This window comes from Caulifigura coniformis, assembly GCF_007745175.1.
In the GTDB taxonomy this organism is placed as follows: Bacteria; Planctomycetota; Planctomycetia; order Planctomycetales; family Planctomycetaceae; genus Caulifigura; species Caulifigura coniformis.
The window spans coordinates 6,410,339-6,423,835 of the sequence record NZ_CP036271.1; the positions used below are offsets into that span (position 1 = coordinate 6,410,339).

At 64.0% G+C, this 13,497-nt stretch carries 12 protein-coding genes; 2 read left to right on the forward strand and 10 right to left on the reverse strand.

What is annotated here, in order from left to right:
- Positions 1–25: 25 nt before the first annotated feature.
- The 3 genes from Pan44_RS25740 to Pan44_RS25750 form a co-directional block, all read right to left on the reverse strand.
- Entirely contained in the window at positions 26–1,453 is a 1,428-nt protein-coding gene (locus Pan44_RS25740; RefSeq protein ID WP_145034596.1) for a hypothetical protein, read from the reverse strand.
- A 277-nt stretch (positions 1,454–1,730) separates the two neighbouring features.
- Complete coding sequence (locus Pan44_RS25745) at positions 1,731–2,027, reverse strand: hypothetical protein (protein WP_145034597.1); 297 nt, start codon at positions 2,025–2,027, stop codon at positions 1,731–1,733.
- Positions 2,028–2,211: 184 nt separating this feature from the next.
- Entirely contained in the window at positions 2,212–5,271 is a 3,060-nt protein-coding gene (locus Pan44_RS25750) for a PVC-type heme-binding CxxCH protein (protein ID WP_145034598.1), read from the reverse strand.
- Between the two features lie 29 nt (positions 5,272–5,300).
- Here Pan44_RS25750 and Pan44_RS25755 point away from each other — a divergent pair, with 29 nt between their 5' ends.
- Positions 5,301–5,852, forward strand: coding sequence for a hypothetical protein (locus Pan44_RS25755; protein WP_145034599.1), 552 nt, complete (start codon positions 5,301–5,303; stop codon positions 5,850–5,852).
- Here Pan44_RS25755 and Pan44_RS25760 read toward each other — a convergent pair.
- The 7 genes from Pan44_RS25760 to Pan44_RS25790 all read right to left on the reverse strand — a co-directional run bounded on the left by Pan44_RS25760 (position 5,836) and on the right by Pan44_RS25790 (position 12,857).
- Positions 5,836–6,120, reverse strand: a complete 285-nt coding sequence (locus Pan44_RS25760; protein WP_145034600.1) for a YbeD family protein — start codon at positions 6,118–6,120, stop codon at positions 5,836–5,838. The genes Pan44_RS25755 and Pan44_RS25760 overlap by 17 nt on opposite strands.
- A gap of 102 nt (positions 6,121–6,222) precedes the next feature.
- Positions 6,223–7,173: an L-lactate dehydrogenase gene (locus tag Pan44_RS25765; RefSeq protein WP_145034601.1), complete on the reverse strand. Its 951-nt coding sequence runs from the start codon at positions 7,171–7,173 to the stop codon at positions 6,223–6,225.
- A 65-nt stretch (positions 7,174–7,238) separates the two neighbouring features.
- On the reverse strand, positions 7,239–8,543 hold the full coding sequence (locus Pan44_RS25770) for an ABC transporter permease (protein WP_145034602.1): 1,305 nt from the start codon (positions 8,541–8,543) through the stop codon (positions 7,239–7,241).
- Positions 8,544–8,790: 247 nt separating this feature from the next.
- The gene (locus Pan44_RS25775) at positions 8,791–9,216 is read right to left on the reverse strand and encodes a hypothetical protein (protein WP_145034603.1); all 426 of its coding nucleotides are present in this window, start codon (positions 9,214–9,216) and stop codon (positions 8,791–8,793) included.
- A gap of 166 nt (positions 9,217–9,382) precedes the next feature.
- On the reverse strand, positions 9,383–10,318 hold the full coding sequence (locus tag Pan44_RS25780) for a DUF1559 domain-containing protein (RefSeq protein ID WP_197453659.1): 936 nt from the start codon (positions 10,316–10,318) through the stop codon (positions 9,383–9,385).
- Positions 10,319–10,843: 525 nt separating this feature from the next.
- Positions 10,844–12,064, reverse strand: a complete 1,221-nt coding sequence (locus Pan44_RS25785) for an AraC family transcriptional regulator (RefSeq protein WP_145034604.1) — start codon at positions 12,062–12,064, stop codon at positions 10,844–10,846.
- A 217-nt stretch (positions 12,065–12,281) separates the two neighbouring features.
- Positions 12,282–12,857, reverse strand: a complete 576-nt coding sequence (locus Pan44_RS25790) for a protoglobin family protein (RefSeq protein WP_145034605.1) — start codon at positions 12,855–12,857, stop codon at positions 12,282–12,284.
- A 137-nt stretch (positions 12,858–12,994) separates the two neighbouring features.
- Between Pan44_RS25790 and Pan44_RS25795 the strand changes: the two genes are divergently transcribed.
- A complete protein-coding gene (locus tag Pan44_RS25795) occupies positions 12,995–13,456 on the forward strand; it encodes an RrF2 family transcriptional regulator (protein WP_145034606.1) in 462 nt (153 codons plus the stop codon).
- The last annotated feature ends 41 nt before the right edge of the window (positions 13,457–13,497 follow it).

Sequence of the window (13,497 nt, forward strand, 5' to 3'; positions counted from 1 at the left end):
GCGGCGTCCCGGAGCCATCGTCTCATCAGCCTGTTCCCATGGTGAACAGATCCGGGCCGGCGGGATCGGGTTCTTTGGTTCGACGTTTCGCCTCCCAGTGTCCGACGAGTCCGGCCACGATCGCCACGACGATCAGCGGCTCGAGGACGCGCCGATAGCGGTAGCTCTCGATCTCCAACAGCGCGGTAATCACCGGGAAGTAGATGAAGATGATCGCCAGCGACAGTCCGAAGAATCGTGTTTCCGGGCGGCGGATCAGCAGCAGCGTTCCCAGCATGCAGGCGACAAAATCGATTTCCAGCCAGTGGACCGAGTTGGACAGCGTGTGACTGAGAATGATTTCGTACCACGAAGCGATCGGCTCAAATCGCCAGGTGTGTTGTCCGACGTGGGCCTTCGGGTTTCTGAAATCGTAGGTTGAGTAATAGGGATACTCGTCCACGCTTGTCCGCCAGAAGTTGCCCAGCCGCTTGAACGTCTTCCAGGTGAACACGCCGGGATTGGCCCGCACGGCGTCGAAGCAGGTCGCGGTGACCAGCTTGTCGACCTGTTCGTCGGACAGGCCAACTTCCTTGAGGCGTCTCAGGACCCGGTAGCCATTGCGGATGTCCGGATCGAAGGTGTGTTCGAGTTCGGGCAGGAGCTTCAAGAGCTGTCGTCCGGCGGCGGTGTCGGGAATCGGGAGGTTCGCGGCCGATTGATCGTGGAAGCAGACGACCCACTTATTGATGGGGGGGACTTTGGCGACATACGGTGCATCGTGATTCAGCTGGTTCCGGAGCATGGCCGGGGCGAGAACCGACAGCAGAGCCAGCCCACCCGCCAGTGCATGCTTCAGGCGTTGGACTCGGGGGAGGGCGGGCATCAGGAAGACGAGGCCGAACAGGGGCAGCCAGAGCATTTGCGGAATGGGACGGACAAGCGTCGCTGCGGCCAGGAGTCCGCCCGTGAACGCCATCTTCCAGGCGGCAGGCTTGCGGTAATAACCCGCCAGTGCCGTCAGGGTCGCCGTCATCAGGAACATGAAGAGAGTTCCGGTCAGCGTGACATTCGCAAACCAGGCACGTGTCACGCAGGCCACCGACAGCGCGTATCCGGCCACGGTCACGAGGCGCGAGCCGGTGAGGAGCCAGCACATCCAGGCAGTCATGAGACTGCTGCACATCTGCAGCAGATGCTGGGCAATGACGGTCGCGAACAGGGCATTCGACCCGAAGAGACTCTGCATCGTGCCCAGAAAGATCGGATACAGCGGCGTGCGGTAGTCGACCTCGTCATCGATCTGGAGCCAGTCCCCGTCACGAACGAGAAGTCCGCGTTCCCAGTATTCACGGGCGTCGTCGACGATCACCGCCGGTCCGGTGCAGAACGTCAGGGCATGCTTGGTGGCGCTGATGGCGACCAGCCCGGCCATGATGATGCAGAACTGCCGCGTCGAAAGTTGCCATCTCATGGAGCGCCTCCCGCGGGCAGGAGTTCGTGGAGGGCGCCTGCCAGCATGCCGGGTTGTCTCGGTGGGCCGCGGCATCGCCGTGGCGTCATCGGGGTCGACCCCAGCCTATACGTCGAATGGCATATTCAAAAGGCTCCCGGGTGGCCTGGTTCGGGATTTCCGCGATCTCTTTTAGGATGCTGGCGCAATCTCGAAGGTCGCGGCGGAGCTACTCGGCACGCCACATGAGCCCTATGCCGACGGCGAAGAGGGGGCCGCTGATCCAGGAGTTTTCAGTTCAGCGAGGGGCCAGCAAGGCCGTTTGCAATTCCAGATCAGCACCCGGTGGGTGCGCCTGGTGCGGCGCAATGGTCGCGTTGCAGCCAGGGCATTCGAGGAACCCTCGTTCCCGCCGTTGAAGATGGTCGCCGCAGAGCATGCAGTACGTCGGCGTCGTCCAGGAGTCGCCATCGGCCCAGAACAGCGGCGTGAATCCCTGCTTCCCCTGGTGACGCACCCCGGCGGCCGCGCAGACCAGCACGGCCGCGATGATGCCGACCCACACACGACGACCCTGCCCACCGCCAACGCCCATGGCTGCGCCCCTTGATTCGTGGACCAAATCAACGTGGCTCAAGCGTAGCCCGTCCGCGACAATCGCGAAACAGGAAAACCGGAACTCGGCGATCACCTCGGGCAGATCAGGCCGGAACGAATGGGCCGAGGCCGGGCCGGCCAGTTCCGGCGGGGGGACTTGTCAGGTCGCTCACGATGCGGGGTCACGGATTCCCCGGCAGCGGAGCCTGCTCTCCCCCCATGAGGTATCCGACGAGGTCGCGCACTTCGGTTTCCGTCAGGTTCTGCAGGAGTCCATCCGGCATCAGGGAGACGTTGGAGGTCTTCATCTCCTCGATCTCTTTGCGATCAATCGTCGTGAGTTCCTGGGCGGAGAGAAGCGTGATCGTCTGGTCGTTCTGCTCGCTGATCACTCCATTGAGAACGCGACCGCTTTCGAGGACGACGACCACCGACCGAAAGTTGGCGCCCACGGTCGCGCTGGGGTCGACCATGTTGTCGATGAGGTAGTCGAGGTTCCTGCGGTTCGATCCGGTGAGATCGGGGCCGACGAGACGCCCGGCCCCGAACAGGACGTGACAGTTCGCGCACGTCTTCTGGAAGAGAACCCGCCCGTGAGACCGGTCGGCTTTCTCAACGGCGGCAGGAGTCAGCCGGGATTTGTAGGCCTCGATGCGGGCCTTTTTCTCGGCCGGAGGGGTGCGGATGTCTCCCCAGACTTCCGTCAGGTCGCGATTCAGCGACTCGACGTCGAACGATGCGATCTGCCGCGCGTGAATCGCGGTGATCTCGGACGACGCGATGCGCCCGTCGCGAACGGCCTGAAGCAGCTCGCGCGCAAAGGCCGGTCGGCAGGCGAGCGTCTGAATCATTTCGGCCCGGGCCGCAGGTTCGAACGATTTCGACGCTTCCAGAATCTGCTGCGGGATCTCGGCCGCGCTGTAGTGCGCCAGTCCGCGAAGGGCTTCAACGACCATGGCCTGGTCGCGCAGCAGTGGAATCAGCGTGGCGGCGTAGTCTGCGGGCGGGTTGAGGAGCAGGCTGCGGAGCGCCTGGTTGCGTTCCGCTGCTGGAAGCCGTCCGTTCGTGACGAGCTGCCGCAGCTCGTCGAGCGTGCGGTGATCTCCGAAGAGGACATTGAGACTCTGCACGTCATCACGGACGACCGCCTGGGCCGATGATCCGTACATGCTGGCGACGCGCTGCCAGCCCTCGGGTGAGGCGGCGTTCTTGCGCCCCTTGAATGCGAGGGCCAGACCATGCAGGGCATTCTCGGCCGTCGGGCATTTCCCGTCGATCAGCAGTTCGACGAGCGAGCCGCATCCGGCCGATGAACTTTCCGAATCGCCCGCGAGTCGGCGGGCGATGCACTCGGACACGATCGGCATTCGGGAGCGTGCGATCAGTCCGATCGCTTTGGCCGGAGTGTGCGCGACGGCCGGTTCGATTCCGTACCAGATCATGAGCGGCAGCATCCGGTCGGTCGCGAAGCGGGGATCTTCGACAAGCGACTCGGCGATGTCCCAGCGCTGATCGATGGGCAGTCGCTGGAGGGAGGAGGCGACGTGCAGCCGGACGAGTCCGGAATCGTCGGCATTCGCGAGGCGCTGCAGCACGGCGAGGGTTTGCGGCGAGACCGTCCTGGCCGGTCCGGTCTCCGAGTCGATGAGAGACCTGAGGGCGGCCACGCGTTCATGTTCGTCGCCGGACGAGAGCTGCTCGATCAGCCAGTCGCGGGAGGCGCCTCCCGTCGTAACGATGGTTTCGAGCATCCGCAGGCGACTGGTGACATCGGTCGAACGGTCCCGGTGCGCCCTGAGTGATGTCGCGAGGGGGGAGTCCGGTCCCCGGAGCTCGCCTGCAGTGGTGGCCCGTTCCGTCAGCAGGCGGCGCGCCTGTCGGGCCCACCAGGTATTCCGGTGCGAGAGGAGTCCGATCAGTTCATCATTCGATTTGCCGGCCAGGTCGAAGGGTGCGAGAGGCTGCGGCGTGCCGTAAGTCAGCTTGTAGATCCGGCCGCTCGTGCGATGGACGCCATCGTGATCGTGGCATTCTCCCGTGTCACTCCAGTCGGCGATGAACACGCCGCCGTCCGGTCCGGTGAGCAGTTCCATTCCGCGGAACCAGGGATCGGACAGGAAGCAGAGGTCAGGGCCGTGCGTGGCCGTATAGCCGGCGTCCTTTCGCAGCAGGTGGTCTGAATTGATCCGCATTCCGTGGAGGTTCAGCGTGTAAACGCGATTGCGGTATTCCTCCGGCCAGTTGTCGCCCTGGTAGATCATCAGCCCGATATGGGCGTGTCCGCCGCCCGCCTGGCTGGTGCGGTCGGTCACGCCGTGGCGGATGTCGTTCCAGACTTCGCCCAGGTCCCAGTGGACGTGATCGGCCACCTGGGGAATCAAGACGTACGAGAAGGGATTGATATCCGTTCCGAACATGCGTTCGGTGTGAGCGCCGGCGACGACGTGCCACAGGTGACCGATCACAGTGTTGATGACGAACATCTCGCCGTGCTGGTCGAAGTCGTAGCCCCAGGAGTTGGTCATGCCGTGCATGACGGCTTCGGCCACGTCCCGCTTGGGGTGATATCGCCAGACTCCGGTGTTGATCCGGAAGCGATCGGCCGGCTTCGCGCCGGGCTTCCCGATTTCGCTCGTGGCCAGAATTCCGTGGCGACCGTACAGCCAGCCATCAGGGCCCCATTTGAGACCGTTCGCTGGAGTGTGCCCCACGTTCGATCCTGCCTGGAAGCCATCAAGGACGACGCGGGGCTCGTCGTCGGGAACGTCGTTGCGATCGGCGTCGGGAAAGAACAGCAGATTCGGGAGGCAAAGGGCCCACACTCCGCCGTTGCCCACTTCGATGCTCGTCAGCTTGTGCACCGTATCGGAGAAGACGGTTCGCTTCTCGAACCGGCCGTCGCCATCGGCGTCTTCGAGAATCACGATGCGGTCGCGCTGATCGGCGTTGAATCCGCCGGCCCCGGACCCTGCCCAGCTGAAGTTCTCCGCAATCCACAGGCGCCCGCGTTCATCCGTCGTCATGGCGATGGGGTTCTGGACGGCGGGCTCCGCGGCCACGACCGACAGCCGAAATCCCGGCGGTAGTTTGGCCGTCTTCACGACCTCGTCCGGGTTCATTGGAGACGAGGTCGATTTCTCGGAGTTGGCGAGGGGAGGAAAATCAGCGGCCGCGCTGCTGCCGTCGAAAATGAGACCCACCAGCAGCCAGACGAAGACGACTCTGCCGAAGATGTCCAACATGCCCCTGTTTCCAGTCTGCTGCGATCGCCATGAGGTTGCAGTTCCTGTCCGGTCGTCGGAGAGCGACGGACATCAACCGAGGGAGTCTGACAGACGGTCTGCTGGTGGAAAAGCGGGCCAACACTCTGGATGCCCGGCCTTTGCCGAAGGCCCGCATCGTCTTTCAACCCTCAGGCCCCGACTCATCCCCGTCCATTGCTCAAACACGCGACGACGGGACATTCGAGCTGATGTACCGTCGCGACCTGGCGGGGGCGATGATCGGCGCTCACACGGCAAAGATCACGACGGCCGGTCTCATGACCGACGACTCGGGGAAAGAAACAGTTGTTCCCGAGAAAGTGCCGCCGCGATTCAACAAGAACTCGAGGCTGACGTTCGAAGTGAAGCCCGGAGAGAACACATTCGAGATCCCGCTCGATTCGAAGCCCGATCCCGTCCGGAAGCTCCCGCCGCACCGCGGCGGGAGCTTCCTGCTGAGTCCGGCGGAGATCGGGCAGGGAGTCTGCTCGAAGCCGGCGGAGCAAGACCTCCCCCGGGCGATGCCGCGAAACAGCGGCCGCGTCAAAACAGCATCATGACGCCGTCGATTCCGCGGAGCTGCGTGTAGATTTCAACGACCATCGAGGCGCTGGGCACTTCGGGTTCGACAGTCACGCAGGTGTGGGTGCCGTTGGCCGTCTTGCGGACGGAGAACGCGGGCTCGTTCTCATCGCCGAGCAGGGTGCGCACGGCGGACAGAACGCGCGCGACGAACTGGTCTTCGCTGCGCCCGATGATCTTGAACATGAACGGGCCCGGGAAGCGATGAGTCGCTTCGAGCAGTTCCACCGAAGGTTGATAATCCATCTGACCGGCTCCAAAAGCCTGAACGTGACGCGGGGCACGTGGAAGTATACCCGGGCGGTCAAACCAGGGGGGGGCGGCTCGTCGGCCGGCCCCGGGGCGCGGTCAACTCTTCAGGACATCAAGGGAATCCAGTGCTTCGCGGATGACGCCCGCGCTGCGGGCCAGTCCGGCGAGTTCATCGGCGTCCAACGGCGGGTCGAAGCTCGCGAGCACGCCGTCCCCCCCGACGAGGCGCGGCATCGAAAGAGTGACGTCGGAGACCCCGGCGACGAAAGGCGCAGGAGTGCACACGGTCAGGATCGCCCGCTGGTCGTGCAGGATGACATCGACGATCCGGCTCAGCGCGCTGCCGATGCCATAGTAGGTCGCTCCTTTGCCGCTGATGATCGTATAGGCCGCGCGGCGGACCCCAGTGTCGATTGCATTCCGGATTTCCTGGTTCAGTTCGACGCCGCGACGTTTGGCGAACTCGGTCAGCGGCATCCCGCCGATTGAGGCGAGCGACCACGCGAGGACTTCGGAATCGCCGTGCTCGCCACAGACGTCGGCGTGGACGTGATGGGAATCGACGCCGCAGTGGCTGGCCAGGAGGCTCCGGAACCGGGCGGTGTCGAGTGTGGTGCCTGATCCCAGAACCCGCGAGGTCTCCAGCCCGCATTGCTTCGCGAAATGGGTGGCGAGATGTGTCATCACATCCACGGGATTGGTCGCGACGACCAGGATCGCCTCCGGGGCATGCATCAGAACCTGCGGAACGACCTCCGCGAAAACCGCGGCGTTGCGCGCCAGCAGCTGCAGGCGGGTTTCGCCCGGCTGCTGGTTGACTCCCGCGCAGATGACCACCGCCTTGCTGCCGGCGAGGTCGGCGTAGGCGCCCGCACGGATCTCCAGTGGATGAGCGAACGGGACGGCATGGCGGATATCGTCCGCCTCGGCCACCGCGCGGGCCTGGCTCCTGTCGACCAGGACGATCTCACGGCCCACTCCCTGCATGACCATCGCGTAGGCGGCCGTGGAACCGACAAAGCCGCAACCGACAACTCCGATTTTCATGTTCGCTGCTCCTGCATCACACCATCATGCCTGAGGCCGGGCGCCGTCTCGTCGATCGCCCGACCTCAGCCGCGGCGGATGGCGTCCATCGGGGACATCTTCGCGGCCCGCCAGGCGGGATAGAGACCGCCCAGCATACCGAGGGCCGTACTGAAGACGATCGCGAACAGCATGAGGAACAGGCCCGCGTGAAGGTGCGCCCGCTCGGGAAAGGCCCGGTTGATGATCTGGACGGCCACCCAGCCCCCGATCGATCCCAGGATGCCGCCGACGATTCCAAGAACGGCGCTTTCGAGCGTCACGAGCGACATCACGTTGCGGCGCGACCAGCCATTGGCGCGAAGAATGCCGAACTCGATCGTGCGCTCGGTCACGCTCATGAGCATCACGTTGACGATGCTGAGAACGGCGATCGTGATGCCGACGCCCGTAATCAGCGTGAGGAAGAAGTTGAGGTCGGCGGTGAAGTCTTCGAAGCGTTCGGCCCAGTCGTCGCCCGAGCGAACTTCGACGGGGGATGATGCGGGCGGCTCGCCCGATGCGGGCGCGGGGGAGGGTGCAGGCTCGGGCTGCGCCGGAGGCGCCGCGTTCGTGGTGACGCCGATGGCCTGGCCGATGCCGACGAGGGTGGCCGCGAGGGCATTGGCGGGAGCGTCGGAGGCGCGTTTCAGATCGCGGCCGCGGAAGAGTGTTTCAATCCGTTTGCCGACATCTTTCTGCGCGAAGCCGGGCTTCGTCTCGACGTAGTAGCACGAGACGGAGCCTTCGTCGTAGCGGGCGAGGCGGCGGAGCGTGCCCATGTCGATCAGGATGTTGCAGTCGAGGAGCACCGTGCCGCATTCATAGATGCCGACGATGGTGAGTGCGTTGCCGTTCGCGCGAACGGTGTCTCCCAGTTTTCGGCCGGTGGCTTCGGCGATCTGGCGGCTGACGAGGACGTTCGTCGTGCCGACGTCTGTTTCATTCAGGAACCGGCCTTCGATCACCTTGTCGCCGTAGATGGTGTCGTGAAGCTTCATCCGCGACGGGATATCGAACCCGAGGCAGAACCGCGGCGGGCTGATGACCGGCTTGTTTTCGAGCACGTTGACGCGGACGAGGACTTCCGGATTCACGACGGCGACGCCGTCGACCTGCTCGATCTCCTTCTGCCAGGCGGCGGGGAGAGAGGAGAAGATCGGGACCGGGGCCCCGCGTTCCTGCACGAGGATCCCGGGAATCATCGAGAACGTGCTGGAAACGAGCTCGTTGATGCCGCCGGCGATGGAGAAGAGGCCGACCATTCCGCCGATGGCGACGGCCAAGCCGAGAATGGAGAGGATGGCCCTGACGGGCCGGCTGATGAGGTTGTCGAGGGCAAAGCGGTGCATCGGAAGGCTTCGCACGCCAGCGGATTGAGTGAGTCTTCTGGACGTCTGCTCAATCGGACCGCATCAGCCTCTGAGCCGCTCCGCCAGTCTCGTCCGGCGCAGTATAGCAGCGTCGGTCGCGGGCCTGCACAAGATCGTGCACTGGCCATCCACGGCGGGGGGATCCTCCCTGGGATCCGCGGTCGAGAAAACCGGCTCCCGACCGGCAGTCCAGGGAGGCCCCGGACTGCCGGACGATGAGAAGCGGTTACGGCATCGGCGATGCCGGCCGGGACGCAGGGGCTTTCCCCTTCAGGGCCAGATCGATGACGTTTTCTTCCTGTTCCTTCACTTCGCCGGTCAGGCCCGACTGCTCGCTGGCGAACTTGTCGGGGATGATCGCAGTGACGGGCGCTTCGGGACCGTTGTCCTTGACCGCGGACACCATGACGGTGTGCGTGCCGGGGACGGCGCCGTCGCCGTCGACGAACGTGGTCAGCGAGTATTTTCCGTCGGCGCCGATGGTCCCCTGTGCGGTCGGGCCGCCTCCTTTGGGAACGAAGACGACCGAGCCCGTCGTGATGGGCTGGTCGTTGAACGTGACGGTGCCGGTCACGTGGTAGACAGGAGCGGTCGTTTCACCGCAGCCAGCGAGCAGGCCACAGAGGACAAGAGAGAGCAGAAGCCTGGGCATTATTCGAAAGACTCGTGGGATTCAGTGGAAACACCTGCCATCGGCGTTTTCGTGCCGACGGCAGGTGGGAAAGAGACAGGTCGGGCCAGTGCGGCGGGACCGACCCTGAACGGGCAGAACGAGCATCGGGCCTGCTGGAACGCAGTCGCGATGCTCAGCAGTCTGCTCAGAATTCGCCGACGACTTCGCCGTTGCTCTTGGTGGAGAGAGCCTTCAGCGTGCCGAGGTCCATGTTGGAGCTGAGGTACCGGACGCTGCCGTCGCCGAGGAGCATGTTGGCGCCCTTGCCGGCGTGAGCGCTGCGGAACGGGGTCTGGTTGGTCACGAACGTGCCGCTGTAGCCAATCGGCCAGGTGACCATCTTGTGGTCGATCATGAGCCAGCCGTCGTTGGTGTAGGAGTAGTAGCCCCAGACCCACGGCTTGATGCCGCCGAAGCCGCTGGTCGCCATGGCCGGGGTCCAGCCGAGAGCACTCGACAGTTCACCGAGCAGCAGGGTGTTGGACGACCCGTCGGTGATGTCTCCGAATCGGGCGCGGCTTTTGGGGGCGATAATTCCGGAGCTGGTGTATTCCTGTCCGGAGGGGCCGGTGTAGCCGACGTCGCGCGAGCCGGCGACTCCGCGGTAGTGGAGCGCGGCCTGCGACTGGGCATTCGGGAAGTTGGCGGTCACGGCATGATCGGAGGCGCGGTCGCCCAGCTCCGACGAGGGGCAGACGAGCGCTTTGATCGGCGTGGTGAAGAGCGGATCGTTGGTGTTGTTGCTGCGGTAGGGAGACCGGTTGACGATGTAGTCCTTGTTCAGGGCTTCCATCGCGTTGTAGCGGGTCCCTTCTTCGATCATCGGGAAGATGCGTGGCACCCAGCCCATCGGATAGTTCACCGGCTGCGGGTAGCACATGTACGACGGGAACATGTTGTACACGTCGTGGTAGTTGTGGAACGCGAGTCCCAGCTGCTTCATGTTGTTGCGGCACTGCGTCAGGCGGGCTGCCTCACGGGCCTGCTGGACTGCGGGAAGCAGGAGGGCAATGAGGATCGCGATAATCGCGATCACGACGAGTAGCTCGATCAACGTAAAACCGCGCCGCATGCGAAACATCTTCATCAACTCCAGTGACACCGAAAATGAAACTCAACAAACATGGATGCGCAGGCCGGAACCGGCGCACGCAGACTGATCACCGCATGGCAGTCTTCGCTGAGAATCGATGCGAGGACTCGCCATGACATGGCGTCGCGGATGACTGTCGCGATCGGCCCGCGACACTCTCGAACTCGCGACGATGTCCGGCAGCGAAGCGGTTCCCTGCTTTCCGGACGCCGGACAGCGGCGATCTACCAGGAAGCAAACTGAATGCCACGTTCGCGTGAGGCGGCGCTGCTCACGTCGCGGGCGATGGTTCACCGCCAGCGAATGTGAGGGAAGATTCTGCAATCCTCCCGGCAGCACACCGAAATTTAACAAACTGTCCGGTGCGGTGGCCAGAGCCGCGACCACGCTGTTGGGGTAAACCCGGTCCAGCTCTGTTCAAGGCGCGCGCGATTCCGAGGAGGCGATGCGGGGGCTCTGCGCCTGGACGGACGAATTCACAGGCGGCTTGTCTTTCCTGGCAAACCGCCCTGCCTACAAACTACGCCGGTCCGCCTGCTTTTCGAACAGCCCTGCGCCGCCGCCGCGATTGCGACGATACGTCCCGGGAGTGACGCCGAACGTGCGTTTGAACGCGACGTTCATGTACTCCTCGCGCTCGAAACCGGCCCGCCGCGCCACCGACGCCACGGACAGCGACGTCTCGAGGAGAAGTTCCTTCACGCGATCGAGTCGCAGGCGCAGCAGTTCATCGTGCGGCGTCCGCCCGAGCGCATCGACGAAGTGGGCGTCGAGCGTGCGCCGGGAAACCCGCATCCGGCGGACGACATCGACCACCTTCAGCCCGTCACAGGCGTGCCGGCGAATGATCTGCATCGCGTCGCGGACGATCTGGTCCTCGAAAACGAGGATGTCGGTCGACTGGCGACGCTCGATCCGTTCGGGATCGATCTCGATTCCGATCGGCTTCTTGAGCCGCCGGCCCAGCATGTCGTCCAGCAGCTGCGCCGCCACATAACCCGAGCGGAACGCATTGGGGACGATGCTCGACATCCGGGGCTTCGAGAGGTTGCACGCCATCTCGTCGTTGTCGATCCCGAGTACGGCAACCTGTTCGGGCACGGCGACATCCGTCGCACGGCAGGCGTCGAGAAGCTGCTGGCCGCGGAGATCGTGGCTCGTCAGGATGCCGATCGGCTTGGGCAGGGATTGCACCCAGTCCTGAAGGCTGGCGCTGATCCGTTTCCAGGGGGGCGGATTCCGGCTCCGGCCCACGCTGCGGTAGAGATGAACCTCGAGCCCGTGTTCGCCGGCCATCTCGCGAAACAGCTTCTGCCGCAGGTTGGACCAGGCGAACCTTGCGTCTCCGCAGAACGCGACGCGGCGGAATCCCCGGCGGAGGAAATGATCGATTCCGAGCTGGACGATCCTGGTGTGGTTCGTGGCGACCCAGCATCCGATCGAGAGGTCACGCCCTCCGGCGACGTCGACCACCGGAATGTGCAGCGACTTCAGCTTCCCCGCCATGCGGCGGTCGACAATCCGCGCGATGCAGCCATCGGGCTTGCTGGAAGAGAAGGTTGCGAGGTGTTCGAATCCCGGCTCGTTGTCGGGCAGCTGGATCGACCACACGTCGCGTTCGCGGACGTACGCCAGGATGCCCCGTTGAAGCTCGCGGCCGAACGCGCTGGACGACTCGATCAGGAGAGCGATGGTCGGTCGCGAAGTTTTTTCTGCAGCGCGGCGTTTCATCATCAACGACCGTAAGACGAGTTTGCAGGCGCGCGAGCCCCATGCAAGTTAAGCCCGCTCCGAGCCCCGGACAATTGCAAGCTCCCCTCTTTCGCCGATCAGGTCGGCATTGTCGCTCTGCCATTTGGCGGCAGGCGAGGGGAACGCGATTTGTCCGAAGCGTCGGAGCCATCGTACGGACTCGTTGGTCCAGCGTCTCCTTCAGGGACGTGCGGCGCGGTCAGGCTGCCTGGTAGTGCCGCGTGATCAGGTCATTCTGCAGCCAGAGCAGCTTGTTGAAGGCCCGGGTCGTCCGGCGTTCGACGTCGAGCGGAAGTCCGAGCCCTTCAATCGTGGCGATGAGGGCGTCGGCGACGAAACCCATCAGCGCGTTCATCTGCACGAGCGGTACGTCGAGATCTTTCGAGCCGGCCTTCGGCGTGTGCATCTTGCCGACCATGTCGAGGTAGCTGACCATCTTGCCGTCATAGGGCCTGGAGACGAGAGCGACGAGGTATCGTCCGAGGTGCTGCTTGCGGAACTCGATCATCTCATGTGTCAGCGTCAGGCCCTCGATGTCTTTCGGGATGTCGCCCTCATAACCGGACTGGCGGGGAACAAAGTGCCGCTTGGTGCAGTCGTAGGCGAACAACTGGTCGTAGACCGCGTCGACGAGTGCCGGGACGACCGGGGCCAGGTGCGATGCGGCTCCGTGGATGGCTTCGATGTCGTCGGCATTGAAGCCCATGAAGCCCGAGACATACTGGAAGCGGTAGGCGAGGTCCGATTCGAGGCGGGATTCGTCGATGTGTTGCATGGTCAGCGGTCCGGTGGGATTGACTGGCAGGCGTGGGAAACGTTAAATTGGATATGTATGTCCAATTTCAATGTCGGACTTTAGCCGCGGAAATTGTGGATGTCAACGTCCAATTTAGGCAGGCAGGCGGATTCGCGATGCTGACACAGACTGTCGAGTACGCCCTCCGCACCGTCGCCTGCCTCGGGCAGGCCTATCCGGACGCCAGGACCACTCCCCAGATCGCGGAAGTCACCCGCGTCCCCCGGGCCTACCTTTCCAAGGTCCTCCAGGCCCTTGTCCGCGGCGGCATCGTCAAATCACAACGCGGAGTCGGCGGGGGTGTGCAGCTCCTGAAGACGCCCGAACAACTGACCATTCTCGAAGTCGTCAACGCCGTTGATCCGATTCAGCGGATCCGCACCTGTCCGCTCGGACTGGCGGCCCACGGCGTCCATCTCTGCCCGCTGCATTTCCGGCTGGATGCGGCGATGGCGTCCGTCGAGAAGGCGTTTGCCGGAACGACATTGGCCGAGGTGCTCTCGGAGCCGACCGCCAGCGTGCCGCTCTGTCCCTTTCCGAGCGTGAAGCCGAAGCGCGGGAAGAAAGAGGCGGTGTAGGTCGCCTGGCTCGCAACGTCTGCAAGCCGTCCAGTCCCGTG

Bases quoted from the DNA above. Each gene is read 5' to 3' on its own strand.
- Pan44_RS25745 (WP_145034597.1), bottom strand. From the start codon at position 2,027: ATGGGCGTTGGCGGTGGGCAGGGTCGTCGTGTGTGGGTCGGCATCATC.
- Pan44_RS25790 (WP_145034605.1), bottom strand. From the start codon at position 12,857: ATGCAACACATCGACGAATCCCGCCTCGAATCGGACCTCGCCTACCGC.
- Pan44_RS25760 (WP_145034600.1), bottom strand. From the start codon at position 6,120: ATGGATTATCAACCTTCGGTGGAACTGCTCGAAGCGACTCATCGCTTC.
- Pan44_RS25740 (WP_145034596.1), bottom strand. From the start codon at position 1,453: ATGAGATGGCAACTTTCGACGCGGCAGTTCTGCATCATCATGGCCGGG.
- Pan44_RS25795 (WP_145034606.1), top strand. From the start codon at position 12,995: ATGCTGACACAGACTGTCGAGTACGCCCTCCGCACCGTCGCCTGCCTC.
- Pan44_RS25770 (WP_145034602.1), bottom strand. From the start codon at position 8,543: ATGCACCGCTTTGCCCTCGACAACCTCATCAGCCGGCCCGTCAGGGCC.
- Pan44_RS25775 (WP_145034603.1), bottom strand. From the start codon at position 9,216: ATGCCCAGGCTTCTGCTCTCTCTTGTCCTCTGTGGCCTGCTCGCTGGC.
- Pan44_RS25785 (WP_145034604.1), bottom strand. From the start codon at position 12,064: ATGATGAAACGCCGCGCTGCAGAAAAAACTTCGCGACCGACCATCGCT.
- Pan44_RS25780 (WP_197453659.1), bottom strand. From the start codon at position 10,318: ATGTTTCGCATGCGGCGCGGTTTTACGTTGATCGAGCTACTCGTCGTG.
- Pan44_RS25750 (WP_145034598.1), bottom strand. From the start codon at position 5,271: ATGTTGGACATCTTCGGCAGAGTCGTCTTCGTCTGGCTGCTGGTGGGT.
- Pan44_RS25765 (WP_145034601.1), bottom strand. From the start codon at position 7,173: ATGAAAATCGGAGTTGTCGGTTGCGGCTTTGTCGGTTCCACGGCCGCC.
- Pan44_RS25755 (WP_145034599.1), top strand. From the start codon at position 5,301: ATGAGGTTGCAGTTCCTGTCCGGTCGTCGGAGAGCGACGGACATCAAC.